Annotated in this window: 23 protein-coding genes; 16 read left to right on the forward strand and 7 right to left on the reverse strand. The window is 70.5% G+C overall.

The features are described 5' to 3' along the window. Positions 1–4: 4 nt before the first annotated feature. Complete coding sequence (locus ACYVK5_RS04645) at positions 5–511, forward strand: GNAT family N-acetyltransferase (protein WP_460702274.1); 507 nt, start codon at positions 5–7, stop codon at positions 509–511. Here the strand turns inward: ACYVK5_RS04645 and ACYVK5_RS04650 are convergent. Further along, a complete protein-coding gene (locus ACYVK5_RS04650; protein ID WP_460702276.1) occupies positions 489–1,265 on the reverse strand; it encodes an ATP-binding cassette domain-containing protein in 777 nt (258 codons plus the stop codon). The two genes, ACYVK5_RS04645 and ACYVK5_RS04650, sit on opposite strands and share 23 nt — an antisense overlap. 15 nt (positions 1,266–1,280) lie before the next feature. Then, positions 1,281–2,447 carry an ROK family transcriptional regulator gene (locus ACYVK5_RS04655; RefSeq protein WP_460702278.1) on the reverse strand — a complete coding sequence of 389 codons (1,167 nt, stop codon included), beginning with the start codon at positions 2,445–2,447 and terminating at the stop codon, positions 1,281–1,283. A 155-nt stretch (positions 2,448–2,602) separates the two neighbouring features. Here ACYVK5_RS04655 and chvE point away from each other — a divergent pair, with 155 nt between their 5' ends. The 3 genes from chvE to mmsB all read left to right on the forward strand — a co-directional run bounded on the left by chvE (position 2,603) and on the right by mmsB (position 6,567). Continuing rightward, positions 2,603–3,739, forward strand: coding sequence for a multiple monosaccharide ABC transporter substrate-binding protein (chvE, locus tag ACYVK5_RS04660; protein ID WP_460702280.1), 1,137 nt, complete (start codon positions 2,603–2,605; stop codon positions 3,737–3,739). 114 nt (positions 3,740–3,853) lie between these two features. Beyond that, entirely contained in the window at positions 3,854–5,404 is a 1,551-nt protein-coding gene (gene mmsA, locus ACYVK5_RS04665) for a multiple monosaccharide ABC transporter ATP-binding protein (RefSeq protein ID WP_460702282.1), read from the forward strand. After that, entirely contained in the window at positions 5,401–6,567 is a 1,167-nt protein-coding gene (gene mmsB / locus ACYVK5_RS04670; RefSeq protein ID WP_460702284.1) for a multiple monosaccharide ABC transporter permease, read from the forward strand. Before mmsA ends, mmsB begins: the two co-directional genes overlap by 4 nt. On the opposite strand, the gene ACYVK5_RS04675 is transcribed toward mmsB, so the two are convergent. Next, positions 6,558–7,547 (reverse strand): LacI family DNA-binding transcriptional regulator, encoded by a 990-nt coding sequence (locus ACYVK5_RS04675; protein WP_460702286.1) that lies wholly within the window; start codon positions 7,545–7,547, stop codon positions 6,558–6,560. The genes mmsB and ACYVK5_RS04675 overlap by 10 nt on opposite strands. 182 nt (positions 7,548–7,729) lie before the next feature. Here ACYVK5_RS04675 and ACYVK5_RS04680 point away from each other — a divergent pair, with 182 nt between their 5' ends. From ACYVK5_RS04680 to ACYVK5_RS04695, 4 genes are all read left to right on the forward strand, one after another. Continuing rightward, positions 7,730–8,671 carry a carbohydrate ABC transporter permease gene (locus ACYVK5_RS04680; RefSeq protein ID WP_460702288.1) on the forward strand — a complete coding sequence of 314 codons (942 nt, stop codon included), beginning with the start codon at positions 7,730–7,732 and terminating at the stop codon, positions 8,669–8,671. Continuing rightward, a complete protein-coding gene (locus tag ACYVK5_RS04685) occupies positions 8,671–9,576 on the forward strand; it encodes a carbohydrate ABC transporter permease (protein ID WP_460702290.1) in 906 nt (301 codons plus the stop codon). Before ACYVK5_RS04680 ends, ACYVK5_RS04685 begins: the two co-directional genes overlap by 1 nt. A 77-nt stretch (positions 9,577–9,653) precedes the next feature. Continuing rightward, complete coding sequence (locus ACYVK5_RS04690; RefSeq protein ID WP_460702292.1) at positions 9,654–10,994, forward strand: extracellular solute-binding protein; 1,341 nt, start codon at positions 9,654–9,656, stop codon at positions 10,992–10,994. Positions 10,995–11,109: 115 nt separating this feature from the next. Then, entirely contained in the window at positions 11,110–12,912 is a 1,803-nt protein-coding gene (locus tag ACYVK5_RS04695; protein WP_460702294.1) for a glycoside hydrolase family 35 protein, read from the forward strand. Positions 12,913–12,971: 59 nt separating this feature from the next. Here ACYVK5_RS04695 and ACYVK5_RS04700 read toward each other — a convergent pair whose 3' ends face one another. Beyond that, on the reverse strand, positions 12,972–13,424 hold the full coding sequence (locus ACYVK5_RS04700; RefSeq protein WP_460702296.1) for an SRPBCC family protein: 453 nt from the start codon (positions 13,422–13,424) through the stop codon (positions 12,972–12,974). Between the two features lie 279 nt (positions 13,425–13,703). Here ACYVK5_RS04700 and ACYVK5_RS04705 point away from each other — a divergent pair, with 279 nt between their 5' ends. Continuing rightward, positions 13,704–14,177: a nitroreductase/quinone reductase family protein gene (locus tag ACYVK5_RS04705; protein WP_460702298.1), complete on the forward strand. Its 474-nt coding sequence runs from the start codon at positions 13,704–13,706 to the stop codon at positions 14,175–14,177. A gap of 218 nt (positions 14,178–14,395) precedes the next feature. After that, positions 14,396–15,811, forward strand: coding sequence for an RICIN domain-containing protein (locus tag ACYVK5_RS04710; protein ID WP_460702300.1), 1,416 nt, complete (start codon positions 14,396–14,398; stop codon positions 15,809–15,811). 54 nt (positions 15,812–15,865) lie between these two features. On the opposite strand, the gene ACYVK5_RS04715 is transcribed toward ACYVK5_RS04710, so the two are convergent. Continuing rightward, positions 15,866–17,053 carry a LacI family DNA-binding transcriptional regulator gene (locus ACYVK5_RS04715; RefSeq protein ID WP_460702302.1) on the reverse strand — a complete coding sequence of 396 codons (1,188 nt, stop codon included), beginning with the start codon at positions 17,051–17,053 and terminating at the stop codon, positions 15,866–15,868. Positions 17,054–17,263: 210 nt separating this feature from the next. Here ACYVK5_RS04715 and ACYVK5_RS04720 point away from each other — a divergent pair, with 210 nt between their 5' ends. From ACYVK5_RS04720 to ACYVK5_RS04745, 6 genes are all read left to right on the forward strand, one after another. After that, complete coding sequence (locus ACYVK5_RS04720) at positions 17,264–18,271, forward strand: hydroxyacid dehydrogenase (protein WP_460702304.1); 1,008 nt, start codon at positions 17,264–17,266, stop codon at positions 18,269–18,271. Further along, a complete protein-coding gene (locus ACYVK5_RS04725; protein ID WP_460702306.1) occupies positions 18,268–20,304 on the forward strand; it encodes a DUF2264 domain-containing protein in 2,037 nt (678 codons plus the stop codon). The genes ACYVK5_RS04720 and ACYVK5_RS04725 overlap by 4 nt, the downstream gene beginning before the upstream one ends. Before the next feature lie 55 nt (positions 20,305–20,359). After that, the gene (locus ACYVK5_RS04730; protein WP_460702309.1) at positions 20,360–21,667 is read left to right on the forward strand and encodes an extracellular solute-binding protein; all 1,308 of its coding nucleotides are present in this window, start codon (positions 20,360–20,362) and stop codon (positions 21,665–21,667) included. Positions 21,668–21,756: 89 nt separating this feature from the next. Then, positions 21,757–22,707, forward strand: a complete 951-nt coding sequence (locus tag ACYVK5_RS04735; RefSeq protein WP_460702311.1) for a carbohydrate ABC transporter permease — start codon at positions 21,757–21,759, stop codon at positions 22,705–22,707. Further along, the gene (locus ACYVK5_RS04740) at positions 22,707–23,546 is read left to right on the forward strand and encodes a carbohydrate ABC transporter permease (RefSeq protein ID WP_460702313.1); all 840 of its coding nucleotides are present in this window, start codon (positions 22,707–22,709) and stop codon (positions 23,544–23,546) included. The genes ACYVK5_RS04735 and ACYVK5_RS04740 overlap by 1 nt, the downstream gene beginning before the upstream one ends. Before the next feature lie 5 nt (positions 23,547–23,551). Continuing rightward, positions 23,552–24,250, forward strand: coding sequence for a YesL family protein (locus ACYVK5_RS04745; RefSeq protein ID WP_460702315.1), 699 nt, complete (start codon positions 23,552–23,554; stop codon positions 24,248–24,250). 115 nt (positions 24,251–24,365) lie between these two features. Here the strand turns inward: ACYVK5_RS04745 and ACYVK5_RS04750 are convergent, their stop codons facing one another. Further along, a complete protein-coding gene (locus tag ACYVK5_RS04750) occupies positions 24,366–25,259 on the reverse strand; it encodes a bifunctional methylenetetrahydrofolate dehydrogenase/methenyltetrahydrofolate cyclohydrolase (protein WP_460702317.1) in 894 nt (297 codons plus the stop codon). Positions 25,260–25,338: 79 nt separating this feature from the next. Beyond that, positions 25,339–26,631, reverse strand: coding sequence for a serine hydroxymethyltransferase (gene glyA, locus ACYVK5_RS04755; protein WP_460702319.1), 1,293 nt, complete (start codon positions 26,629–26,631; stop codon positions 25,339–25,341). Positions 26,632–26,684 lie beyond the last annotated feature (53 nt).

The raw sequence follows: 26,684 nt of genomic DNA on the forward strand, positions 1-26,684 counted from the left end.
CCCCATGAGCGACGCACCTACGACGATCGCCCTGGTCGACGACGACCACGCGGGCGAGCTTCTCACCCTCCGCCGAGCGGCGTTCGTCACGGAGGCGCAGCTCTACGACGACCCGCACATCCCCCCGCTCACCCAGACGCTGCACGAACTGCGTGAGGACATGGCCCGCGACGACATCGTGACCGTCGGTGCGTGGGAGGGCAGCCGGCTGATCGGCTCGATCCGCGTGGAGCTGGAGGGGCAGAAGGCGACGCTCGGCCGGCTCGCCGTCGCGCCCGACAAGCAGGGCCGGGGGATCGGCACGCAGATGCTCGTGGCCGTTGCGCCGTACCTGCCGCCGGAGATCACCGAGATCTGGGTGTTCACGGGCAAGGACTCGAAGCAGAACCTGTCGCTTTACACGAAGCACGGCTACGAGGAGCAGTTCGACCGGGCGGCCGGCGACCTGACGTACACCTACCTGCGGCGCGTGCTGGGGGCCGTCGAGGTCAAGGACGAGACGACGGGGTAGTCCTTCGCGGGATCCGGGTCGCACCGGTGATCGCCGCGACGACGGCCTCGTGGCTGGCCTCGGCCGCCGTGAACGAGCCGTTGTTGTGCCCGTGCCGCAGCACCTCGACGCGGTCGGCGACGGCGAGCACGTCCGACAGGCTGTGGCTGATGAGGATCACGCCGTGACCGAGGTCCCGCAGGGACTGGACATGGGTGAGGACCTCGGCCGTCTGGGCCACGGACAGGGACGCGGTCGGCTCGTCGAGCACGACCACCTTCGGGGAGCCGAGCTGGGTGCGCGCGATCGCCACGGTCTGCCGCTGCCCCGCCGAGAGCGCTGACAGGGGCGTGCGCACCGACGGGATGCGCGACGTGAGCGACTCGAGGATCTCGCGTGCGCGGTTCTCCATCGCGGCCTCGTCGAGACCGAGCCCGGCCCTGCCGGAGATCTCCTGGCCCAGGAACAGGTTCTGCACCACGTCGAGGTTCTCGGCGAGCGCGAGGTCCTGGAAGACGGTCGCCACGCCGAGCGCGCGGGCCGACGCCGGCGAGCCGGGCGGCACCGGGTTGCCGTCCACGGTGACGGTCCCCGCCTCGGGCACGAGGACGCCCGCGATGACCTTGGCGAGCGTCGACTTGCCGGCCGCGTTGTCGCCGACGAGGGCGACCACCTCGTGGGCGTGCACGTCCAGGTCGACGCCGTCGAGCGCCCGCACGGGTCCGAAGGAACGGTGGACGCCGCGTACGGAGAGCACGGGCTGGGGGCGGGTCACGTCGTCGTGCCTCCTTCAGGCCAGTTCGATCTGGGTCTTGCGGCGCGCCAGGGCGAGCGCGCCCAGTATGTCGGCTCGGTCACCCAGCTCACCACCGATCACCGGAACCGCGCCCCGGGTGGAGGGGACGGCCCGGGCGGCGACGGCCTCGCGCAGCGGGTCGAGGACGACGCCACCGGCCGCGGCCAGCTCGCCGCCGACGACGACGGACTCCGGGCCCAGCGCCGTGACCAGGTCGCCGACCACCTGACCGACGGCGCGGCCGGCGTCGGCCAGGACACGGCGGCAGCCCGGGTCGCCGTCGGCGGCGTGCGTGAGGAGGTCGCTCACGGTGAGGTCGCCGTGGCTGGCGCGGAGCAGGCCGAGCAGGGCCGGGGCGCTGACGACGGTGTCGAGACAGCCGCGGTTCCCGCACCGGCAGACGGGGCCGGCGGGGTCGACCTGCACGTGACCGATCTCGCCGGCGGTCCCGGCGCGGCCGCGGTGGACGCGGCCGTCGAGGACGAGCCCGGTGGTGGTGATGTGGCCGATGCGGACGTAGACGACGTCGTGCAGGCCGCGCGCCGCGCCGAGGTCGTGCTCGGCGATCGCGCCGAGGTTCGCGTCCTTGTCGGCGTGCACGGGGCGCGAGATCCGGCGGGACAGCACCCGCGCGAGCTCGGTGTCCTCCCAGCCGCGCATGGCGCCGCGGACGGTGAGCTCGCCGGTGCCGGCGTCGACCGGGGCGGGGAGGGCGAGGCCGAGCGCGAGCAGCTCCTCGACATCGGCGCCCACCTGGTCGAGCAGGTCCATGACGAGCAGCGCGGCCCGGTCCAGGGTGGTGTCGACGCGGTGGTCGAGCGGCAGGGGCAGGAACTGGTCGGCGACGACGTCGAGCGCGAGGTCGCTCAGCGCGACGCGCAGGGCGCGCGGTCCTACCTGGACCCCGGCCACGAGGCCGAGCTGGCGGGCCATCGTCACGCGGGTCGCGCGGCGGCCCGAACGGGACGTGGAGTGCGTCTCGACGACGCCGGCGGCGAGGAGCTCGCGCACGATCGTGGACACGGTCGCCGTCGAGACGCCGGTGGCGGCCGCGAGCTCGACCTGGGTCAGCCCGCCGTACCGCTTCACCGCGTCAACGATGCGGGCCCGGTTCGCCTCCCGCATGGAGGTCGCCGAGCCGGGCGTTCGGCTCCTCTGCACGCTGGGACTCTAACCCGGATGGGCGGTCCCAGGAGGGACCTTGTGTTAGAGACTCGAACACAAAAAGGTCACGATCGGGCATCCTGGGGTTGATCGCCGAACGCATCGTGCTAGCGTCCCGCACGACTCATTTCGACGAGGAAAGAGAGACGACGATGTCACTGCGCCGTTTCGGACGCATCACCGCGGCCCTGGCCGCCACCACGCTCACCGTCGGGGCCCTGGGTGCGTGCAGCGCCGAGCGCGCCGGTGGGGAGGAAGAGACCTCGGGCGGCGGCCCGGAGGACACGATGGTCGGCATCGCGATGCCGACCCGCTCGCTGGAGCGATGGAACAACGACGGGGCACACCTCGTGGAACTGCTCGACGAGGCCGGCTACGAGACCAGCCTCCAGTACGCCGACAACCAGGTCGACGAACAGATCACGCAGCTGCAGAACATGATCAACGAAGGCGCCGACATCCTGGTCATCGCGTCGATCGACGGCACAGCGCTCGCCCCGGTGCTGCAGGACGCCGCCGACAACGACGTCACCGTCATCGCGTACGACCGCCTGATCAACGAGTCGGAGAACGTCGACTACTACGCCACGTTCGACAACGAGCTCGTGGGCACGCTCCAGGGCGAGTTCATCGTGGAGCAGCTCGGCCTCGAGGACGGCGAGGAAGGGCCGTTCACGCTCGAGCCCTTCGCCGGCTCGCCGGACGACAACAACGCCCGGTTCTTCTTCAAGGGCGCCTGGGACGTGCTCTCGCCGTACGTCGAGGACGGCGTGCTCGAGGTCCCGTCGGGCAAGGCACCCGCGACCGTCGACGAGTGGACCGGCATCGGCATCCAGGGCTGGGAGTCGACCCGGGCCCAGGCCGAGATGGAGAACCGCCTCAACTCGTTCTACGAGGGCAACGAGCGGGTCGACGTCGTGCTCTCCCCGAACGACTCGCTCGCGCTCGGCATCGCGCAGGCGCTCGAGGGCGCCGGCTACGAGACCGGTGAGGACTGGCCGATCATCTCCGGCCAGGACGCCGACGAGGCCAACGTCAAGAACATGCTCGACGACAAGCAGGCCATGACGGTCTGGAAGGACACCCGCGCGCTGGGTGACCAGGTGGCCACGATGATCGACCAGATCGTCGCGGGCGAGGAGGTCGAGGTCAACGACACCGAGACGTACGACAACGGCGTCAAGGTCGTGCCGTCCTACCTGCTCGAGCCGCAGGTCGTGACGAAGGACGAGGTCGAGGACGTGCTCGTGGGGTCCGGCTTCTACGAAGCGTCCGACCTGGGGCTCTGACTCGGGGCCTGGCCGCGCCGGCGGACGGTAAGGACCGTCCGCCGGCGCAGCCGGGCGATTCCGTGTCGGCAAGGTATACGGCCTGGATCTGCCCATGGGGTACAGGAGACTTCGATGACAGTTACTTCCGAGGACGTTGTCCTCGAGATGTTGGGGATCACCAAGGGGTTCCCCGGCGTGAAAGCACTGCAGGATGTGAACCTGCAGGTGCGGCGCGGTGAGATCCATGCGATCTGCGGCGAGAACGGAGCCGGCAAGTCGACGCTGATGAAGGTGCTGTCCGGCGTCTACCCGCACGGCTCGTACGACGGCGAGATCGTGTTCGACGGCGAGCCGGTGGCCTTCCGCGGGATCCGGGACAGCGAGGATCGCGGGATCGTCATCATTCACCAGGAGCTCGCGCTCATCCCGCAGGTCTCGATCGCCGAGAACATCTTCCTCGGGAACGAGAAGGCCGGCGCCGGGGTGCTGGACTGGAACCGCACGCACCGCGCGGCCGCGGACCTGCTCGCCCGCGTGGGCCTGCGCGAGAACCCGGAGATCACGCCGGCGGAGATCGGCGTCGGCAAGCAGCAGCTCGTGGAGATCGCGAAGGCGCTGTCCAAGAAGGTGGACGTGCTCATCCTCGACGAGCCCACCGCCGCGCTGAACGACGACGACTCCGAGCACCTGCTGGGCCTCCTGCGCGAGTTCCGCGACCAGGGGATGACCTGCATCATCATCAGCCACAAGCTCGGCGAGATCACCGCGGTCGCCGACCGGGTCACCGTGATCCGGGACGGCCGGACCATCGAGACCCTCGACCTGCACGGCGCCGAGTCCGTCGACGAGGACCGGATCATCCGGGGCATGGTCGGGCGCTCGCTGGAGCACCGGTTCCCCCACCGGGCCGCGACGATCGGCGACGAGGTGCTGCGGATCGAGGACTGGACCGTGCACCACCCGGCGGATACCGAACGCGTCGTCGTGGATCACGCGAACCTGAACGTCCGGGCCGGTGAGGTCGTCGGCCTGGCCGGGCTCATGGGCGCCGGCCGCACGGAGCTGGCGATGTCCCTGTTCGGCCGCGCGTGGGGGACCGGCATCTCCGGGCGGGTCTACAAGGACGGCCGGGAGATCCGGATCCGGTCCGTGTCCGACGCGATCCGGCACGGCCTGGCGTACACCACCGAGGACCGCAAGAGCCTGGGGCTCAACCTCATCCAGACGATCCGGGAGAACATCTCCTCCTCCGCCCTGGGCAAGCTCATGGACTGGATGGGCGTGATCCGCGGGGAGCAGGAGGCGGCCGTCGCCGAGCGGTACCGCCGCGACTTCGGCATCAAGGCCCCGACCGTCGAGTCGACGGTGGGCCAGCTCTCGGGCGGCAACCAGCAGAAGGTCGTGCTGTCCAAGTGGGTCTTCAGCGACCCCGACGTGCTCATCCTCGACGAGCCGACGCGAGGCATCGACGTCGGCGCCAAGTACGAGATCTACACCCTCGTCAACCAGCTCGCCGAGGCGGGCAAGGCGGTGATCGTGATCTCCTCCGAGCTGCCCGAGCTGATCGGCGTCTGCGACCGTGTCTACGCGATGTCGCAGGGCCGGATCACCGGCGAGGTCCCGCGCGAGCGGGCGACACAGGAAACACTTATGCGCTACATGACCATGGAGAAGACCCGATGAACGAGATCACGGAATACCTGGGTCGCAATTCCCGGCAGTACGGCATCGTCATCGCCCTGCTCGCGATCGTCGCCCTGTTCCAGGTGCTCACCGGGGGGAGGCTGCTGGACCCCAACAACGTCGTGAGTCTCATCCAGCAGAACGCCTACGTCATGATCCTCGCGATCGGGATGGTGATGGTGATCGTCGCGGGCCACATCGACCTGTCGGTCGGGTCCGTGGTCGCGTTCATCGGCGGCGCGGCGGCCATCACGATGGCCGACTGGGGCTGGTCGTGGCCGGCCGCCGTGGCGCTCGCCCTGGTCCTGGGGCTCGTGGTGGGTGCCTGGCAGGGCTTCTGGGTCGCCTACGTGGGCATCCCGGCGTTCATCGTGACGCTGGCGGGCATGCTCATCTTCCGCGGGCTCGCGATCGTGCTGGTCAGCGAGACCCGGGCCGGCCTGCCCGACGCCTTCAACGCGATCGCCGGCGGCGAACTGCCGCCATGGCTCGGGTTCCTCGGCGCCCTGGACGGCGTGACGCTGCTGATCGGCGTGATCGGTATGGCCGCCTTCGTGTTCTCCCAGTGGCGTGCCCGCCGGGGCCTGATCAAGCACGACCTCGCGGTCGAGCCGATGGGGATCTTCCTCGTGAAGAACATCGTGGTCGTCGCGCTCATCGGCGTCGTGGCCTACTGGCTCGCCCTGCGGGCCACCCCGATCGTGCTGCTCATCGTGGGCGGCCTCATCATGATCTTCACGTTCGTGCTGAACCGGACCGTGTTCGGGCGGCACATCTACGCCGTCGGCGGCAACCGGCACGCGGCCCAGCTCTCGGGTGTCCGGACGCGTCTCACCGACTACATGATCTTCGTCAACATGGGCCTGCTCGCGGCCGTGGCCGCCATCGTGACCACGTCGCGGGCCGGCGCCGGCGTGGCCTCGGCCGGTCAGCTCTACGAGCTCGACGCGATCGCCGCCTGCTTCATCGGCGGCTGCGCCGTGCGCGGCGGTGTCGGCAGGATCTCCGGCGCCATGGTCGGCGCGCTCATCATGGGCGTGCTCAACATGGGCCTGTCGATCCTGGCGGTCGACTCCGCCTGGCAGCAGACCATCAAGGGCCTGGTCCTGCTCCTGGCGGTGGCCCTGGACGTGATCAGCAAGCGCCGCAGCACCTACGCCTGACGGGGCGGGGCCGTCGACTGGCGTTCGACCAGGCAGACCGGGACCACCAGGTGGGTTCCCGTCAGGTCCTCCTGGTCGCGGACCTGACGGAGCAGCAGGTCCACCAGCAGCCGCCCGATCTCCCCGAAGTCCTGTTCCACCGTGGTCAGCGGCGGCCAGAGCTGGGCGGCCAGTTCGATCCCGTCGAAACCCACGACGGAGACGTCGCCGGGCACGGCGCGCCCTGCCTCGTGCAGGGCCCGGACCAGCCCGGCAGCCATCTGGTCGTTGGCGGCGAACACGGCTGTCACCTCGGGGTCGGCGGCCAGCCGGACGCCGGCGTCGTACCCGGAGGCCGCACTCCAGTCCCCCCGGACGGGGGCCGGCGCGGTCGCGCCGGCCTCCGTGAGCACCTCCCGCCACGACTCCTCCCGCTGCCGGGCCGGCGTCGAGTCCGCCGGCCCGGCCAGGTGGTGCACGGTGCGGTGCCCGAGCCGCAGCAGGTGCCCGACGGCGGCCCGCGCGCCTCCGGCCTGATCGGCGGCGACGGCGGGATGGTGGCCGACGAAACGCGAGTCGGACACGACGACCGGCAGGTGCGGCGGCAGCACCAGGGTGTCCGGCGTCACGGTCTCCGCGCGGACGATGATCAGCCCGTCGATGTCCTGGTGCGACAGGCGTGCGACGGCCGCGGAGAGGGCGTCGGGCGCGGGGGAGGCGACGTCGACCAGCGTCACCGTGTACCCCTCGGCCTGCGCGGCTTCCACGACCGCCTCGACCGTGCGCGACTCGCCGGTGCGTGCCAGCCGGTGCGCGATCATCCCGACCGTCCCGTAGTGCCCGTACCGCAACGCCCGCGCCGCGCGGTTGGGGGTGTACCCGAGCTGCTCCATCGCGGCCCGCACGCGTGACGCGGTCTCCCGTCGTACGGTCGGCTCGTCCCGCGCGACGCGGGAGACCGTCTGGGCGGAGACCCCGGCGAGGGCGGCCACGTCGGTCATCGACGGACCTGGGGGTGCCGGCCGCCGTCGGCGGGCCCCTGAGCTGCCACGGGACGCGTTCATGCCTTGACCATACTGGGCCGCGGCCGGTTCGTGGCTGAATTGACACCAGAAATGTTTGCGTTAACAGTATTCCTTGGGTAACAATCGCGGTGCCCGACAACCGAGGCGAGAGGACGAGGATGTCCGCAGCACCACCATCCACACGGCCGTCGGCCACAGAGCCGCTGGCTCGGCCGCGCAGTGCGGACCGGCTCACGGCCCGCGTGTCCCGCGCGGGGGCAGGCTTCGTGATGCCGTTCCTGATCGCGTTCGCGCTGGTCTTCGTCGCGCCGCTGGTCTACTCCCTGTATCTCAGCCTGTTCCGCAACCAGCTCGTGGGCGGCACGCAGTTCGTCGGCCTCGACAACTACGCGGCCGTGTTCGTGGACCCGAAGTTCTGGGACGGCGCGCTCCGCGTGATGCTGTTCCTCGCGGTCCAGGTGCCGATCATGCTGGCGATCGCCCTCGTGGCGGCGCTCGCGATCGACTCCGGCCGCCTGCACGGGCGCAGGTTCTTCCGTATCGGGCTCTTCCTGCCGTACGCGGTGCCCGGCGTCGTGGCCGCCATGATGTGGGGCTTCATGTACTCCGATCGCGTGGGCCTCACCGGTTCGCTGAACGACCTGGCGGGCTTCGAACTGCTCGTGCCGTACACCAGGGAGTGGCTCCTGGTGTCCATCGGAAACATCGTGACCTGGGAATTCGTCGGGTACAACATGCTGATCCTGTACTCCGCGCTGAAGACGGTGCCCTCCGAGACCTACGAGGCGGCGGCCATCGACGGCGCGGGCCAGTTCCGGATCGTCCGGTACATCAAGCTCCCCGCGATCCGCGGTGCGCTCGTCATCGCGACGGTGTTCTCGATCATCGGGAGCTTCCAGCTGTTCAACGAGCCGCAGATCCTCAAGGGGCTCGTGCCGAACCTGATCTCGACGTCGTACACGCCCAACATCTACGCCTACACGCTGAGCTTCCAGGGCAACCAGGTGAGCTACGCGGCCACGGTCGCGATCGTCATGGGCGTCATCACGGCGGGCATCGCCTACCTCGTGCAGCTGCGCGGGATGCGGAGGGACAGCTGATGGCTCTCACCATTTCGGGATCGTCGTCCCGCCCACGCCGTTCGACGGGCTACTCCTACTCCCGCCCCCGCAGGTCGATCACGCTCACCGTGCTGCTGGGCTTCCTGCTGATCTACTCGGTGCTGCCGCTGACCTGGATGCTGTTCAGCGTCACCAAGTCCCAGCCGGACCTGCTCAGCTCGTTCGGCCTGTGGTTCGGCGACGGCTTCGCGCTGTTCGACAACCTGGCCCAGGTGTTCACCTACGACGGCGGGGTCTTCTCCCGCTGGTTCCTCAACACCCTGGTCTACGTCGTGGTGGGCGCCGGCGGTGCCACGCTGCTCGCCACGGCGGGCGGCTACGGCCTCGCGAAGTACCGGTTCCGCGGCCGCAACGCGGTGTTCGCCGTGGTCCTGGGCGCGATCGCCGTTCCGGGCACGGCCCTGGCGGTCCCGACGTTCCTGCTGTTCAGCCAGCTCGGTCTGACCAACACGATGTGGGCGATCATCCTGCCCTCCCTGGTCTCCCCGTTCGGGCTGTACCTCATGTGGGTGTTCGCCGCCGAGGCCGTCCCCACCGAGCTGCTCGAGGCGGCCCGGGTCGACGGCGCGAGCGAGCTGCGCACCTTCTTCACGATCTCGCTGCGCCTCCTGGTCCCGGGGATCGTCACGGTGGCGCTGTTCGCGATCGTCGCGACGTGGAACAACTACTTCCTGCCGCTGATCATGCTCAACGACCCCAACCTCTTCCCCCTCACGCTCGGCCTGTACCGATGGCTCGCGGATGCGTCCGGGGTCGGGGCCGCGCCCGTGTTCCACCTGGTCATCACGGGAGCGTTCCTGACGATCGTGCCGATCGTCATCGTCTTCCTCGTGCTGCAGCGGTACTGGCAGTCCGGGCTGAGCGCGGGATCTGTCAAACAATGACGGCCTGACGGCGGCGCCCCTGCGGGAGTGCGCCACACCACCGACACATCTCACCGACAACGATGCGGAGAAAGACCATGAAGAACCACACGATGCGCCGGGCGCTCGCCGCCGGTGCGGGACTGGCCCTGGCCGGAACGCTCGCCGCCTGCGGCGGCGGGTCCGAGGGCGGCGGGGGCGACGGCGGCGCGACCGCCGACGAGATCGAGGCCGCGCTCCAGGAAGGTGGCGAGCTCACCTACTGGACGTGGACGCCGCAGGCCGAGGCGCAGGTCGAGGCCTTCGAGGCCGCCTACCCGAACGTGACCGTGAACCTGGTCGACACGTCCGGCGCGGCCGACTCCAACCAGGCGTTGCAGAACGCCATCGCCGCCGGGGACGGTGTCCCGGACGTGGTGCAGATCGAGTACCAGTCCCTGCTGCAGTTCCAGCTGCCTGGGCAGCTGACGGACCTGACGGAGTACGGGTTCGGCGAGCTCGAGGACCAGTACACGCCGTCGACCTGGGGCGCGGTGTCGCAGAACGACGGGATCTGGGGCCTGCCGCAGGACAGCGGCCCCATGGCGTTCTTCTACAACGACGCGCTGTTCGCCGAGCACGGCGTGGACGTCCCCACCACGTGGGACGAGTACATCGAGGCCGGCAAGGCACTGAAGGAGGCCGACCCGGACGTCTGCGTCGGCAACGACACCGGTGACGCCGGCCTCACCACGAGCCTCATCTGGCAGGCCGGCGGGCAGCCCTTCCGCACCGACGGCGAGCAGGTCACGATCGACCTCACTGACGAGGGAACCACCCGGTGGACCGACATGTACCAGCAGGTCATCGACGCCGAGATCCTCTGCGACATCCCCGGCTGGACCGACGAGTGGTTCGCGGCCCTCAACGACGGCACCATCGCGTCGATCACGTTCGGTGCGTGGGGGCCGGGCATCCTCGAGGGCAGCGTGCCCGACGGCGCCGGTGACTGGCGGATCGCCCCGATGCTGACCTACGACGGCACCCCGGTCAACGCCGAGAACGGCGGTTCCTCCGAGGCCGTGCCCGCCGACGCGCCCAACAAGGTGCTCGGCGCCGGCTTCCTGAAGTGGCTCAACTCGAGCGACGAGTCGATCGACGAGTTCATGGCAAGCGGCGGCTTCCCCGCCACCGTGAAGCAGCTGGAGTCCGAGGAGTTCCTCACGTACGAGTCCGAGTACTTCGGCGGCCAGGCGATCAACGAGGTGCTCGCGGGCGGCGCGGACAACGTCGTCGAGGGCTGGCAGTACCTGCCGTGGCAGTCGTACGCGAACGGCATCTTCGCCGACACCGTCGGCCAGGCGTGGCTCGGCGAGACGACCCTCGCCGACGGCCTGGCCGCGTGGCAGGCGGAGAACGAGCAGTACGGCACCGACCAGGGCTTCACGGTCGCCGAGTGATCCAGCGGGCAGGCCGGCCGGTCACGGCGACCGGCCGGCCTGCCAGCCTGCCGACTACTGAACCGGATGGGACGCGGGCGGCCGCCAAATGCTGCCCGGGCTGAGGAAGGGAATCATGGGGACGTTCGAGATCGGCGAGCGGGACTTCCTGCTCGACGGGGAGCCCGTGCAACTCGTCAGCGGGGCGCTGCACTACTTCCGGGTGCACCCCGACCTGTGGGCCGACAGGATCCGCAAGGCACGGCTCATGGGGCTGAACGCGATCGAGACGTACGTCCCGTGGAACTTCCACGCACCGTCGCGCGGGGAGTTCCGCACCATCGGGCGGTACGACCTGGGGCGGTTCCTCGACCTCGTCGCGGCCGAGGGCCTGCACGCGATCGTGCGGCCCGGGCCGTACATCTGCGCGGAGTGGGACGGCGGCGGCCTCCCGGCCTGGCTGTTCGCCGACGACGGCGGTCGTGGCGCGGCCGCCGTGCGGTGTGCGGACCCGGAGTTCCTGGCCGCCATCGCCGAGTACTTCGGCGCGCTGCTGCCGATTGTCGCGAAGCGGCAGGTCACCGCGGGCGGTCCCGTGCTGGCGGTGCAGGTGGAGAACGAGTACGGCGCCTACGGCGACGACTCGCCCGCGCGCCGCGAGGAGTACCTGCGGGCGCTCGTCGGGATGCTGCGCGAACACCTCGACGTGCCGCTGTTCACCGTCGACCAGGCGAACGACCACCACCAGTCCCGGGGCGGCCTGCCCGAGCTGCACAAGATGGCGTCGTTCGGGTCGCGGGCGACGGAGCGCCTGGAGGTGCTGCGCCGCCACCAGCCGACCGGACCGCTGATGTCCATGGAGTTCTGGAACGGCTGGTTCGACTCGTGGGGACAGCACCACCACGTGGCGGCACCGGACACGAACGCCCAGGACCTCGACGACCTGCTCGCCGCGGGCGCGTCCGTGAACCTGTACATGTTCCACGGCGGGACCAACTTCGGGCTGACCAGCGGCGCGAACGACAAGGGCACGTACCTGCCCATCACGACGTCGTACGACTACGACGCACCACTGGCCGAGCACGGCGCCACGACGCCGAAGTTCTTCGCGATGCGCGAGGTGATCGGGCGGTACCGCGAGGTGCCGGACGAGGTGCCCGCGGTGACGGTCCCGGCGCCTGTGCTCACCGTGACGCTGGGGGAGCGGGTGCCGCTGGCCCAGGTCGCGGGGGTCCTGGGGCGCGCCGAGCGGCACGACGGCCTCCCCACGCACGACGACGTCGGACACTGGTCCGGACTCAGCGTCTACGCGACCCGCATCCGGGCCGACGACGGCGCGATCACCTTCGGCGAGGTCCGCGACCGGGCGATCGCGTTCGTCGACGGGGCGCCCGTCGGCACGCTGAGCCGGACGCTCGGGGAACGCACGCTGCCACTGCCTGCGGTGGACGGGGAGCTGACCCTGCTCGTCGAGGATCAGGGGCGCGTCAACTACGGGCCCCGCATCGGCGAGGCGAAGGGGCTGATCGGCCCGGCGCGCACGGCGACGCGGGAGATCACGGACTGGAGCGTGACGCCGCTGGGGCTGGAGGGCGAGGACGGGTTGCTGGGTTCCGCGGTGGGTGAGGCGCTCGCCGGGGCGGAGACATCGGGCGGCTCCGCGGGGCCGGTGGCCGGGCCCGTGCTGTGCCGGGGCGAGTTCACGAGCGAGCCGGGAGCGGACCACTTCCTGCGGCTAGACGGCTGGACCAAGGGCCTGGCCTGGGTGAACGGCTGGCCGCTCGGCCGCTACTGGAGCCACGGCCCGACCCGGACGATGTACGTGCCGGGACCGGTCATGCGCGAGCACAACGAGCTCGTCGTGCTGGAGCTGCACGGGGCGGCCTCGGCTGAGGTGCGCTTCGTGGCGGGGCCGGAGCTGGGCAACGACGAGGAGTGAGCGCCTGACGGGCAACGTGCCCGTTGCGCATCACGATCAGCGGCCGCCTCGGGTCCGTCCTATGAGGCGGCCGCGGTCGCGACGAGCCAGCTGTTCCGCTCGCGGATCAGGTGAGCCATGTACCGCGTGAGGACCAGCCGATCGACGAGGACGCCGAGAGGTCCCAGGGGCGCACGGAAGTCGATGACGTCGACCATGTGGGTGCCGGCATCCACCTGAGTGAAAAGGTGTTCGTGGCGCCACCGGGCGAACGGTCCGGCAAGCTGCTCGTCGACGAAGCGGCGCGGCCGGTCCAGTTCCGTGATCCCGGACGTCATCCGGACCGGGATCCCGAAGTGCCGCGCCTGCCAGGTCACGGTGTCACCGAGATCCATCAGGCCGTGCGTCACCCCCGCGATCGCTCGTTCCCCGGACGCGGACATCGACTCGGTGTGGGCGTCCACCGACAGGCTCATGCGGAAGCACTCGTCGATGGTCGTCGGAACGCTTGTCTCGAGCCGGATGCGGGGCATGCCGCAAGCGTAGGGCGGGAAGCTGCCCTGCGCGGCCGTCGACCAGGCGGTGGCGGCACGGCATGGTGACGCTGTGCCGCCCGAGGTCAGGGCCGCGATGCAACTGGGGAGGGCCGGGTAGAAGCCCCGGCCGTTGATCAGTGCCATGACACCTGTTGCCACCGTTCGCAGAACGCTTCCTTCCTCGCCGCTCGGTCGGGCAATAGGGTGAGGCCTGTTGACCTGGCAGCATCCGACGACCCGTGAGACCACTCGCGGATCAGCACCCCCGAGGTCGAGATGACGAGTACCGATGGCAAGGCTCTGCGGCTCCCGCCGCGATGGTTCATCCGGACCTTCTGGCGCGTCCATCGCTTCCTGTATCGGGTGGGCGGCAAGAGGCTCCTGCGCAAGGCGGCGCCCGGGAAGGGCGGCATGCTCCGGCTGCTCGTCACGGGACGCAGGACGGGCGAGGAGCGCGCGGTCATCCTCGCGTACGTGCAGGACGGCACGCGCCTCGTGACGCTCGCGATGAACGGGTGGGGCGACACGCCGCCGTTGTGGTGGCTCAACCTCCAGGCGAATCCGGATGCGACGGCGCAGACCGTCGACGGCGTCGTACGGGTCCGGGCCCGAGAGGCTTCGGGCACCGAACGCGAGGAACTCTGGCAGAAGCTCGGCGCGACCGAGGGCTGGGGCGACATCGAAGGATTCGCGGCGCGCCGTCCTGTCGAGACTCCGATCGTCGTGCTGGACCCGGTCCCGGACGTGTGACGAGCCTCGGCTGAGCCGCAACCCACTCGCAGGATATCTAGTTGAATTGCGCATTCGAAAGCGATCGAAACTGCGTCAGGCAGCAAATTGACCCGATGTTAGCGTTCCCATAGCGTTGTGCGCGCCTGGGGTCCGTCGGCTCCAGGCCGGAACCGGTCTCGGGCCGATGGCGGCCGCGGGACAGTGACATGCACTGCGATGAAGGAGTGTGGTTCGTCATGCGACGCATCTACGGGGTTGTCGCGGCCCTGTGCTGCGCGGTCGCCTCGACGTTGGCGCTGGGCCTGCCGGCCAGTGCCGACGAGGTCACCGTGCAGAACGCGACCCAGTTCACGACCACGAACGGAAGCCCCGTCCACGCGCACGGAGGCGGGGTCGTGAAGTCGGGCAGCTACTACTACTGGATCGGCGAGAACCGGCACCAGGACCACAACGGCTTCCGCTACGTCAGCTGCTACCGGTCCACGGACCTGGCCAACTGGGAGTTCGTCAACAACGTCCTGACGCAGTCCAGCGACCCGGAGCTGCAGGACGCCAAGATCGAGCGGCCCAAGATCATGTACAACGCGGCCACGGACCGGTACGTGATCTGGGCGCACAAGGAGAACGGCGCCGACTACAGCGAGGCGCGGGCCGCCGTCGCCGTCTCCACCACGAACCAGCCGTGCGGCAGCTACGACTACCGCGGCAGCTTCCGGCCGCTCGGCCACATGTCCCGCGACATCGGCGTGTTCGTGGACGACGACGGCACCGGGTACATGTACTCCGCCGCCCGGGAGAACTACGACCTGCACATCTACCGCCTCACCGCTGACTACGCGGAGATCGACGAGCTCGTGGCCGACCCGTGGCACGGCGACCACCGTGAGGCGCCCGCACTGTTCAAGCGGGGCGGCACGTACTTCATGCTGACCTCCGGTTCGACCGGCTGGTCGCCGAACCAGCAGAAGTACGCGACCGCGCCGAGCATCACCGGGCCCTGGACCGCGATGCAGAACGTCGGCGACTCGACGATGTACGGCTCGCAGACGGCGTTCGTACTGCCGATCCAGGGCAGCCAGGGCACCGACTACCTGTACATGGGTGACCGCTGGGGCAACTCGATCGGGGGGCTGGTGAACGACTCCCGGTACGTCTGGGCCCCGATCGAGTTCCCGGACAGCACCACCATGGAGGTCGACTACTTCGCCGAGCTGGTCATCGACACCGACACCGGCACGGTGACGGGGCAGGGCGGGCCGTTCCTCACGCTCGAACCGCGGCACGCGAGCACGTGTGCCGACGTGACGAACAACAACTCCACGGCCGGCGAGGAGCTGAAGACCTACACCTGCAACGGCCAGGGCAACCAGAGCTTCTGGTTCCGCGATGCCGGCAACGGCTACGTCGAGATCGTGACGGAGCACTCGAGCATGTGCCTTCAGGAGAACGCCGCCACGATCACCCAGGAGTCCTGTGACGGTGGCACAGACCAGGAGTGGTCGAGCCAGTCCGCGGGCGGCGGCTACCTGAACATTCTGGCCAGGAACACGGGCGAGTGCCTGGATGTCAGCGGCGCGGGCACCAGCTCGGGCGCCCAGATCATCACGTACGCGTGCAACGGCCAGAACAACCAGCAGTGGGAACGCGGCTAGCACGTCCTCGGGATCGCGCGGGTAGGTGCTGACCACGCCTACCCGCGCGATCCCTCATCGTGCGGTGCTGCTCGACGCCCGCACGATCAGCTGCGGACCCAGCTGGATCCGGTGCACCGGGCGCGCGGGATCGGCGATCCGGCGGGCGAGGAGGTCGAGCGCGGCCGCGCCGAGTGCGGCCTTGGGCGGCCGGATGCCGGTGATGGGCGGGTCCGCGAGCCCGGCCACCTCGTCGTCGTACGCGATGACGGCCAGGTCCTCCGGGACGCGCAGGCCGCGATCGCGGGCCCGCTCCACGAGGCTGATCGCCTCCGGGTCGGAGTGCACCAGCAGCGCCGTCGTCCCCGACTCGGCGCAGGCGTCCAGGACGCGCTCGGCGTCGTCGTGCCAGCCGCCGTCCCGGTGCGAGACCGTGTCCAGGTCGAGACAGCCGTCGCCGAGCCCGAGCTCGGCGACGGCCTCCCGCCACCCGGCGCGGACACCGCGGCTGGTCGGACTGGTCCGCGAGGTCACGAGGCCGATCCGGCTGTGCCCCTCGGCCGCGAGATGGCGCACTCCCACCGCCGCACCGAGGGCGTGGTCCGTCACCGCCGACTCGAGGGGCTCGTGGAACGGCCCGGCCTGGCCGCGCCGCTCCACGAGGACCACCGGGACGCCGAGCGTGGTGAGCCACTCGGTCAGCTCGGGCGCGTCCACGGGCGGACTGACCAGCAGCCCGTCCGTGGCGGCCGCCAGCGCGGCAACCTGGCGCCGCACCTCCGCGGCGTCGTACGAGCCGTTGCGCAGGATGATCCGGACGTTCGCGCCGGCGGCCGCGACCCGTGCTCCGCGGATCACCTCGGGGTAGTAGTAGTCGAGGCTCGGCACGACCATGCCGATGGTGAGGGTCTTGGTCCCGGTCGCCGTGCCGGACGGGTCCGCCCACATCGCGTCGGGCCGGGAGCCCGGCGAGCTCGCGGGCTTGCGGGCTAGCCCGCCGTCGGGGGCGGCCGCGCGGGCGACGACATCGGCGCCGTCCGGCGCGTCGGGGCGCCCGGATCCGGGCACCAGCCGCGCTCCGCCGTGCACGCGCTCCAGCACGCCCTCCTCGGCGAGCAGGGCGATATCGCGGCGTACCGTCACAGGTGTGACGCCGAGCGCCGCGGCCAGATCGGCGACGCGCGCCCACCCGTCGTCCTGCAGGCGCTGCACGAGGCGTGCGCGGCGTTCGGCCGGCAGGAGCGCTGCGGGCTCGGTGGTCATCGCCTGACCTCCATCGTCGTGGTCGGATCGCTCGGGCCGCGATCATCGGGGCCTGAGCAATGATCGGAAGTGATCATTTCTGTCATCCTACTGTGTCGTTCTGCACTTGCGCATCCGGTCGTCCATGCGCTTGACTGTCCGTCATCGATCGTCACTGATCGAACATGACCGATCGGCGATCAACGGAGATAGCTTATGGAGGGCGCGCAGGTGAACCGACCCGAGGTGCTGCTGGCCATGTCCCCCGCTACGTACCGCACCCAGTTCGGCCCCGCCGAGCGGGCGCGGCTCGGCGAGCTGGCAGCGCTCGGCGAGCCGGTGCAGGTGGCGAGCCTGGACGAGCCGACGGCGCGCGAGCGGCTGGCCGACGTCGAGGTGCTGCTCACCTCCTGGGGCGCTCCTCCGATCACCGCCGAGGTGCTGGACGCGGCTCCCCGCCTGCGCGCAGTCATCCACTGCGCCGGAACGGTCAAGTTCATGCTGAGCGACGGCGTCTGGGACCGGAACCTGCTGGTCACCAACGCGGTCGACGCCAACGCCGTCCCCGTCGCCGAGTTCACGTTCGCCGCGATCATCATGGCGGGCAAGCGCGCACCCTTCCTGGCCTCGCGCGCCCGTACGGCCCGGGACGACTGGTCGGTCGGCGACGTCGGCGACCTGTCCAACCAGGGCCGGACCATCGGGATCGTCGGGTTCTCCCGCACCGGGCGGCGCGTGGTGGAACGCCTGGCGGCGCTCGACACGCGCGAGGTGCTGGTCTCCGACCCCTACGCCGACCGGGACGAGATCAAGGCGGCAGGCGCCCGGCTCACCGATCTCGACGAGGTGCTGGCCGCGAGCGACATCACATCGCTGCACGCGCCGGCCCTGCCGAGCACCCGCCACCTGATCGGCGCGCGCGAGCTCGCCCTGATGCCCGACGGCGCCACCCTGATCAACACGGCACGCGGCATGGTCGTGGACACGGCCGCACTCGAGGCCGAGTGCGCGACCGGCCGCCTCCTCGCGATCCTCGACGTGACCGACCCCGAGCCGCTGCCCGCCGAGTCGGTGCTCTACGACCTGCCGAACGTCATGATCACGCCGCACATCGCGGGCTCGCTCGGCACCGAGACGCGCCGGATGACCTCCGCGGCACTGGACGAGCTGGAGCGGTACGTGCGCGGCGAGGCGCCGGTGTCGCCGGTCACCCGCGAGAGCCTGGAGACGAGCGCATGAGCGCGCGGCCGGCGTCGGGCACCCGCTACGGGCGCGACGGGATGATGCGGGAGGAGCTCGCGGCGTACGCGGACGGGCTGCTGACCGCCGCGCTGGAGCACGCGTCGCCGTCGGGCAGCCTGATCACCCTGCCGGGCAGGCCCGGCGGGTACGGGACCGAGGTCGACGGGCTCGAGGGATACGCCCGCACGTTCCTGGCCGCCGGGTTCCGCCTGGCCGGCGAGGATGGCGCGGATCCGCTCCACCTGGCCGAGCGGTACGCCGCCGGGCTGGCCGCCGGCACCGACCCGGGGCACCCGGAGCGCTGGGTGACGCCCGTCGAGCACGCGCAGGCGAAGGTCGAGGCCGCCTCGATCGCCCTGATCCTGGACATGACGCGGCCCTGGATCTGGGACCGCCTCGCCCCCGTGGTGCAGGAGCAGGTGGTCGACTACCTGAGGGCCGTGGTGGGGGACGACACGTACCCGCACTGCAACTGGGTGTGGTTCCGGATCGTCGTGGAGACGTTCCTCCGGTCGGTGGGCGGGCCGTGGTCGGCCGACGACATCGCGGCGGACCTCGCCGCGCACGACTCGTTCCGCCGGGCCGACGGCTGGTTCTCGGACGGCGACGAGCGGTCCTACGACCACTACGCGGGCTGGGCACTCCACCTGTACCCCGTGCTGTGGGCGCGGATGTCCGGTGCGGCAGAGGCGGTGCCTCGCCGGGAGCACGACGTCGCGCACCTGGACCGGTACCTGCGCGACGCGGTCGGCCTGATCGGCGCCGACGGCGGTCCGCTCATCCAGGGCCGGTCGCTGACCTACCGGTTCGCGGCCGCCGCGCCGTTCTGGGCAGGCGCCGTCGCGAACGTGCCGAGCACGTCGCCCGGGCTGCTGCGGCAGGCCGCCACCCGCGTGGTCGGGCACTTCGCGGACCACGGCGTGCCCGGCCCGGACGGGCTGCTCACGCTCGGCTGGCACGACGCGTGGCGGCCCGTCGCGCAGCGGTACAGCGGCACCGGGTCGCCCTACTGGGCCGCGAAGGGCCTGCTCGGGCTCGCGCTTCCCGCGGACCACCCGGCGTGGACGGCACCCGCCGAGCCGCTGCTGCCCGTCGAACGGGAGGACGCGGTGACGGTCCTGGCCGCGCCCGGCTGGGCGGTGTCCGGCACGGCCCGCGACGGCGTGGTGCGGGTGGTCAACCACGGCACGGACCACGCCGTCGAGGGCGACGACGCGGGCGACTCGCCGCTGTACGCGCGCCTCGGGTACTCGACCGCGACGTCACCGCTGCTCGACCAGGACGCCTGGACACGGCCCGCGGACCAGTCGGTGGTGCTGCTCGACGACACCGGCCGCGCGACCCACCGCACCGGCTTCCGGACGCTGCGCGCCGAGATCGTGCCCGCCACCGAGGCTGCCGGCACCGGGGGCGACGAACAGCGGCTCGGTCAGGCCGCAGTGCTCGCCTCCGTCGCCGAAACCCACTGGCTCGACGCCGATCCCGACGCGCCCGATCATGGCTCCGGGCGACCCGGCACGACGACGCCGGCGGGCACGATCACCACCGCCTCGGTGGTGCGCGGGGCCTGGGAGGTACGCTTCGTCCGTGTCGACGCGCTCATGCCCGGCGCCGACGGCGCGGTGCGTGCCCGATCGCTGGAGATCAGCGGCTGGGCCGTGAGCGGGGAGGACGTCGAGCTCGGCACCTCCGGCGAGGCGATCGCGGGCGGGATGCGCTCCCGGGTGATCCCGTTGGACGATGCCCTGCGGACCGAGGTGCGGGAACTGCCGGACGCGACACCGCTCGGCCCGCGGTCCGCGGTGCCGTACGGGTACGTGCGGTCCGGGGTGCCCGTCGGGACCTGGCTCGCGGTCGCGGTCGAGCTCGCCGGGGCCACGGGCCCGGAGGGCACCGAGGGAGCCCTGTCCGCTCCCCGGATCGAATCCCACGACGGCGCCGGAGACGACGCCGTCGTGCACTGGCCGGACGGCGTCCGGACCGCCGTCGTCCTCCCACCACCACAGGAACCACGGTCCGACGCGACCTGAAGACCGTCGTCTCCCGCCGATGCGGAGGCGATCCCTACTCGAAGGAGAGTACGTAATGAACCGCAAGATCATGACAACAGTGGGCACCGCCGCCGCGGCGGCGCTCGCCCTGACCGCCTGCGGCGGGGGCGGCACGCCGTCCGACGCCGAGGAACCGGCGGACGGTCCGGCCACCATCAGCCTGGCCGGATGGGACTTCGCCTCCACGCCGGAGTTCGAGACCCTGGCCACGGCCTACGAGGCGCAGAACCCGGACGTCACGGTGGAGCTCAAGGAGTACCCCGCCGGTGAGGAGTACGACACCGCCCTCACCGCGGACCTGGCGGCCGGCACCGCGCCGGACGTCTTCATCGTCAAGAACCTGAAGAACTACGTCACCTTCCAGGAGGGTGGCACGCTGCTCGACATCTCCGACGTGGCCGCCGAGCTCGACCCGGCGACCGGTGGCCTCGCGCCGATGGCGGTCGACGGCGCGACGTACGCCGTGCCGTACCGTCAGGACTCGTGGCTGCTCTACTACAACAAGGAGCTGTTCGATCAGGCCGGGGTGGACCACCCCGACGGCTCGTGGACGTGGGACGACTACGCCGACGCCGCGGCCGAGCTCACCGAGGGAATCGGTGAGGACGACGTGACGGGCGCCTACCTGCACAGCTGGCAGTCCACGGTGCAGGGCTTCGCCCTCGCGCAGACCGAGGGCGCCTCGCTGGACAGCGGCGACTTCAGCTTCCTCGCGCCCTACTACGAGCGTCAGCTGGCGATGCAGGACGCGGGTTCGCAGCCCTCCTACGCCACCGTCACCACCAACGAGCTCGCCTACCAGTCGCAGTTCGGTACCCAGAAGTCGGCGATGGTCGGGATGGGTTCGTGGTACATCGGCACGCTGGTGGCGGAGCAGGCCTCGGGCGACGCGGAGGACTTCGAGTGGGGCATTGCCCCCGCCCCGCAGTTCGACGAGTCCACCACCGGCACCGACAACACGCCGGTCACCTTCGGTGACCCGACGACGATGGGCCTCAACGCCGGCATCGACGAGGCGAAGATCGACGCCGCGAAGGACTTCCTGAAGTTCGCGGCAGGTCCCGAGGGCGCGGCCGCGCTGGCCGAGATCGGCATCACGCCCGCCCTGATCGACGACGCCGTCGCCGACACGGTCTTCGCGCTCGACGGCGTTCCGCAGGACGACCTGTCGCGGTTCGCCTACACGACGCACGAGACGCTGCCGGAGAACCCGGTCGGCGCCGACACCGCGGCGATCCAGACGATCCTGGGCGACCTCCACTCGGCGGTCATGTCCGAGTCGGATTCGGTCGACGACGCCATCGCGGACGCGCAGGAGCGCGCAGCCAACGAGGTCGGCTGACCGCCGACCGTCGATCGCCCGCCGCGTGACGGTTCGCGCCGTCACGCGGCGGGCATGACCCACCAGCACCTCGACGAGGAGAACGACCCATGGCGACACCTGTCGTCGACGAACCGGGAGCCCTCGGGCTGCCGTACCCCGCCCCCCCGCGGCGGCGGGCGCCCAGGACGTCGCTGAAGCTCCGCAACGCCCTGGTCGGCTGGACGTTCGTCCTGCCGAACTTTGCCGGGTTCGCGGTGCTCACCCTGATCCCCGTGTTCCTGCTGTTCTACTACTCGTTGACGAACTGGAACATCTTCGGCAACGCGGAGTGGGTGGGCATCGAGAACTATGCGCGGCTGATCGGTGACAAGAGCTTCCACATCGCGCTCGGCAACACCTTCTACTACGCCGCGTTCCACATCCCGTTGACCATCGCGGCCTCCCTGGGCCTGGCGCTGCTGCTCAACCAGAAGCTGCGTGGCGCGGCGTTCTTCCGCACGGTGGCGTTCTTCCCGTACGTCACGTCGATCGTGGCGGTCGCCGTGGTGTGGAACATGCTGTTCAGCCCGGAGTTCGGGCCGATCAACCAGTTCATCGGCATGTTCGTCGGCGGGGAGCTGCCGGGCTGGACGGTGTCCAAGGACTGGGCCATGCCCGCGGTCATCATCGTGGGCACGTGGCGCTACATGGGCTACTACATGCTGCTGTTCCTCGCCGGCCTGCAGACCGTGCCGACCGAACTGCACGAGGCCGCCCGGATCGACGGCGCCGGCGTGTGGCAGCGGTTCTGGAACGTGACGCTGCCCTGCCTGCGGCCCACGATGTTCTTCGTGACGGTCATGGTGACGATCGAGAGCTTCAAGGTCTTCGACCTGATCCTCGTCATGACCGACGGCGGGCCGGGCCAGGCCACCCTCGTGCTGAGCCAGTACATCTGGCAGAAGGGCTTCGAGCAGTTCGAGCTCGGGTACGCCTCGTCCGTCGCCGTGGTCCTGTTCCTCATCTGCATCAGCGTGACCGTGGTGCAGTTCCTGTACAACAAGCGGAGGGATGCGTGATGGCCACCCGTCCGACCGCGCTCCGGAAGACCGGCCGCGTCCTGCTGTACCTCGGGATGATCGCCGCTGCGGCAGGCATCCTGCTGCCCTTCACCTGGATGGTCATCTCCTCGCTCAAGACGAACAACCAGGTCTTCACGGCCCCGATCGAGTGGATCCCCGACCCGTTCCGGTGGCGCAACTACATCGACATCTGGATCAAGGGCGACATGGTCACCTGGGTGCGCAACACCATGACGGTCTCCGTCGTGGTGACCCTGCTCCAGGTGGTGACCGGGAGCTTCGCGGCATACGGCTTCGCCAAGACGCGCTTCCCGGGGCGCGACGCGTTGTTCCTGCTGTACATCGGCACGATCGCGGTTCCCTGGGCGTCGTACATGATCCCGCAGTTCCAGATGCTCTCGAGCTGGGGCCTCGCGAACACCCTCTACTCGATCATGTTGCTCCAGGCGTTCGGCGCCTTCGGCGTGTTCCTCATGAAGCAGTACTACGAGTCGATCCCTGACTCGCTGTGCGAGGCGGCCCGCATCGACGGGCTGTCCGAGTACGGCATCTGGTGGCGCATCATGCTGCCGCTGTCCGTGCCGGCCCTCGCGTCGCTGACGATCATCACGTTCGTCACGACCTGGAACGACTATCTCGGCCCGCTGATCTACCTGCGCGACCGCGAGTTGTGGACCATCCAGCTCGGCCTCCAGCGCTTCGTCGGCGACTACAACGCCGAGCACGCGCTGATCATGACCGGCTCGGTGCTGTCGGTGCTGCCGATCGCCCTCGTGTTCCTGCTCGGCCAGCGGTACTTCATCCAGGGCATCGCGACCACCGGCGTCAAGGGGTGAGTGCCGTGAGCGCGATGTCGGGGACAACGACGGCTCGCCGGCGCCGGCTGATCGGGCCGGAGACGTACGAGATGGTCTTCGGCACGGTCTACACCGGGCTGGCGACCAACGTGCTGCTCGCAGTCGCGTGCCTGCCCATGGTGCTCCTGCTGGTGGCGACCGATCTCGCGGCGACGTGGCTGCTGCTGGTGGCAGCCGCGCCGCTTGCGGGCCCGGCGCTGGCGGCGACCTTCGCGGTCTTCGGCGAGTTCAGCGCCGGTGGGACGACGACACCCGTGCGCACGTTCGCCCGGGCATGGCGTCGCCACCTCCGTCCCGGCCTGGCCATCGGCGCGCTGGCCACCGGCGCCGTCCTCGTCCTCGCGGTGGACATCGCGTTCTTCTGGGGCCGGACCGCCGGTGCCGTTGTCATCCCGGTGTTCGCGACGCTCACGGCCGGAACCGTGGTGACCGCCTTCCTGGCGCTGACCCTGCTCCCCGAGCAGCCCACGGCGCGCCTGCGGGACCTGCTGCGCGCGGGGCTCTTCCTCGGCGCTCGGCGCTGGTACCTGAGCGCGGGCATCGTCCTGGTGCTCACCCTCCTGGCCTCGATCATCGCCGCACGTCCGGCCGTCGGCGTCGGCTTCGCCGCGGCACCGCTGCTCTTCGCGGCCTGGGGCGCGGCGCGCTTCGCGCTGCGTACCCCGAGCACGTCCACGTCTTAGCCCAGCGGGACACGAGGCGCCCCGGGTGACGATCGCTGTCGTCGCCCGGGGCGCCTCGCGTCGTGTGACCCTGCGGGTCAGCCCGCCGTGCGCTCCGCCATCCCGACTGTTCTCTTCAGCCGTCGGGTCGGCTTGTCGCCCGCTCCGCCATCTCGACAACATTCGCCAGGAGCATCGCGCGGGTCATCGGGCCGACACCGCCCGGGTTGGGGGAGTACCACGAGGCCTTCTCGCGGGCCTCGGCCGAGACGTCGCCCACCACCCTGGACCTGCCCGTCGCGGGGTCGGTCTCGCGGGAGACGCCGACGTCGATCAGCACTGCGCCCGGCTTGACCATGTCGGCCGACACGATGTCCTTGACCCCCGCTGCCGCGACGACGACGTCCGCCCGCCGCACCAGGCCCTCGAGGTCATGCGTCCCCGTGTGGGTCAGCGTCACCGTCGCGTTGACCGAGCGTCGTGTGAGCAGCAGCCCCATCGGGCGGCCCACCGTCACCCCGCGGCCCAGCACCACGACCTCCTTGCCCTTGAGGTCGACGTCGTGCCGCAGCATCAGGTCGATGATCCCGCGGGGTGTGCACGGCAGCGGCGAGGTGATCTCCTCGTTGACGCGCAGCACGAGGCGCCCCAGGTTGGTGGGGTGCAGGCCGTCGGCGTCCTTCTCCGGATCGACGAGTTCCAGGATCCGGTTGGTGTCGATGCCCTTCGGCAGCGGGAGCTGCACGATGTACCCGGTGCAGGCCGGGTCCTCGTTCAGCCGGCGGACGGCCTCCTCGATCTCTTCCTGCGTCGCGTCGGCGGACAGGTTCTCGCGGATCGACGCGATACCCACCTCCGTGCAGTCCTTGTGCTTGCCGTTCACGTACCACTGCGAGCCGGGGTCGTCGCCGACGAGCAGCGTCCCCAGCCCGGGCGTCACGCCCCGCGCGGCCAGCGCGGCGACTCGCTCGGTCAGCTCCGCCTTGATGGTGGCGGCGGTCGCCTTGCCGTCGAGAATCTGTGCGTTCATCTGTGCTCCAGGAAGCAGCGTGGCCGGGCTCGCCGGGACCCGGCGAGCCCGGCCATCGGATGTCAGGTGTTCGTCGATGTCAGAGGGTCGGGTAGAGCGGGAAGTCCGCCGTGAGCTTCGCGACGCGAGTGGCGAGCGCGTCGACGTCGGCCGTCGCGCCGTCCTTGAGTGCCGTGGCGATGATGTCTGCCACCTCGGTGAACTCGGCGTCCCCGAACCCGCGCGTGGCCAGCGCCGGCGTGCCGATCCGCAGGCCGGAGGTGACGCGCGGCGGGCGCGGGTCGAACGGCACGGCATTGCGGTTCACGGTGATCCCGGCGTCGTGCAGGAGGTCCTCGGCCTGCTGGCCGTCGAGCTGGGAGTTGCGCAGGTCCACCAGCGTGAGGTGCACGTCGGTGCCGCCGGTCAGTACGGAGACACCGGCTTCGTGGACGTCGGGCTGCGCGAGCCGGTCCGCGATGATCTGCGCGCCCCGCACGGTGCGCTCCTGGCGCTCCCTGAAGCCCTCGGAGGCGGCGATCTTGAACGCCACGGCCTTGGCCGCGATGACGTGCATGAGCGGGCCGCCCTGCTGACCCGGGAACACCGCCGAGTCGATCTTCTTGGCGTACTCCTCGCGCGTGAGGATGAAGCCGGAGCGCGGGCCGCCGATGGTCTTGTGCACGGTCGACGACGTCACGTCCGCGTACGGCACGGGCGACGGGTGCAGGCCGGCGGCCACGAGGCCGGCGAAGTGCGCCATGTCGACCCAGAGCTTCGCGCCCACCTCGTCCGCGATCTCGCGGAAGGCAGGGAAGTCGAGCTGACGGGGGTAGGCCGACCAGCCGGCGATGATGACGTCCGGCCGGTGCTCCAGGGCCGCCTTGCGGACCGCGTCCATGTCGATGCGGTAGGTGGTGGGGTCGACGCCGTACCCGGCGACGTCGTACAGCCGGCCGGAGAAGTTGATCTTCATGCCGTGCGTGAGGTGGCCGCCGTGCGCCAGTTCGAGGCCCAGGATCCTGTCGCCCGGGCGGATCAGCGCGTGCAGCACGGCCGCGTTGGCCTGTGCCCCCGAGTGCGGCTGGACGTTGACGTGCTCGGCGCCGAACAGCGTCTGGGCGCGGTCCTTCGCGAGGTTCTCGGCGATGTCGACCTGCTCGCAGCCGCCGTAGTAGCGCTTGCCGGGGTAGCCCTCGGCGTACTTGTTCGTCAGGACCGACCCCTGCGCCTCGAGCACGGCGGCGGGGACGAAGTTCTCCGACGCGATCATCTCGAGCGTGTCGCGCTGGCGGGCGAGCTCGCCGTCGAGCACGGCGGCGATCTCGGGGTCCACCTGCGCGAGCGGTGCGTTCATCACGTCGGCGGGAAGGTCGGGAGTCTGAGCGCTCATTTGCGTCTCCTCGAATCTGGCTGGACTGACATCGACGGTCTCGTGTCGGGTCC

It is taken from the genome of Myceligenerans halotolerans, assembly GCF_054782975.1.

Coding starts and splice junctions, on each gene's coding strand:
- ACYVK5_RS04645 (WP_460702274.1), top strand. CDS start 5: ATGAGCGACGCACCTACGACGATCGCCCTGGTCGACGACGACCACGCG.
- chvE (WP_460702280.1), top strand. CDS start 2,603: ATGTCACTGCGCCGTTTCGGACGCATCACCGCGGCCCTGGCCGCCACC.
- mmsA (WP_460702282.1), top strand. CDS start 3,854: ATGACAGTTACTTCCGAGGACGTTGTCCTCGAGATGTTGGGGATCACC.
- mmsB (WP_460702284.1), top strand. CDS start 5,401: ATGAACGAGATCACGGAATACCTGGGTCGCAATTCCCGGCAGTACGGC.
- ACYVK5_RS04675 (WP_460702286.1), bottom strand. CDS start 7,547: ATGACCGACGTGGCCGCCCTCGCCGGGGTCTCCGCCCAGACGGTCTCC.
- ACYVK5_RS04680 (WP_460702288.1), top strand. CDS start 7,730: ATGTCCGCAGCACCACCATCCACACGGCCGTCGGCCACAGAGCCGCTG.
- ACYVK5_RS04685 (WP_460702290.1), top strand. CDS start 8,671: ATGGCTCTCACCATTTCGGGATCGTCGTCCCGCCCACGCCGTTCGACG.
- ACYVK5_RS04690 (WP_460702292.1), top strand. CDS start 9,654: ATGAAGAACCACACGATGCGCCGGGCGCTCGCCGCCGGTGCGGGACTG.
- ACYVK5_RS04695 (WP_460702294.1), top strand. CDS start 11,110: ATGGGGACGTTCGAGATCGGCGAGCGGGACTTCCTGCTCGACGGGGAG.
- ACYVK5_RS04700 (WP_460702296.1), bottom strand. CDS start 13,424: ATGCCCCGCATCCGGCTCGAGACAAGCGTTCCGACGACCATCGACGAG.
- ACYVK5_RS04705 (WP_460702298.1), top strand. CDS start 13,704: ATGACGAGTACCGATGGCAAGGCTCTGCGGCTCCCGCCGCGATGGTTC.
- ACYVK5_RS04710 (WP_460702300.1), top strand. CDS start 14,396: ATGCGACGCATCTACGGGGTTGTCGCGGCCCTGTGCTGCGCGGTCGCC.
- ACYVK5_RS04715 (WP_460702302.1), bottom strand. CDS start 17,053: ATGACCACCGAGCCCGCAGCGCTCCTGCCGGCCGAACGCCGCGCACGC.
- ACYVK5_RS04725 (WP_460702306.1), top strand. CDS start 18,268: ATGAGCGCGCGGCCGGCGTCGGGCACCCGCTACGGGCGCGACGGGATG.
- ACYVK5_RS04730 (WP_460702309.1), top strand. CDS start 20,360: ATGAACCGCAAGATCATGACAACAGTGGGCACCGCCGCCGCGGCGGCG.
- ACYVK5_RS04735 (WP_460702311.1), top strand. CDS start 21,757: ATGGCGACACCTGTCGTCGACGAACCGGGAGCCCTCGGGCTGCCGTAC.
- ACYVK5_RS04740 (WP_460702313.1), top strand. CDS start 22,707: ATGGCCACCCGTCCGACCGCGCTCCGGAAGACCGGCCGCGTCCTGCTG.
- ACYVK5_RS04750 (WP_460702317.1), bottom strand. CDS start 25,259: ATGAACGCACAGATTCTCGACGGCAAGGCGACCGCCGCCACCATCAAG.
- glyA (WP_460702319.1), bottom strand. CDS start 26,631: ATGAGCGCTCAGACTCCCGACCTTCCCGCCGACGTGATGAACGCACCG.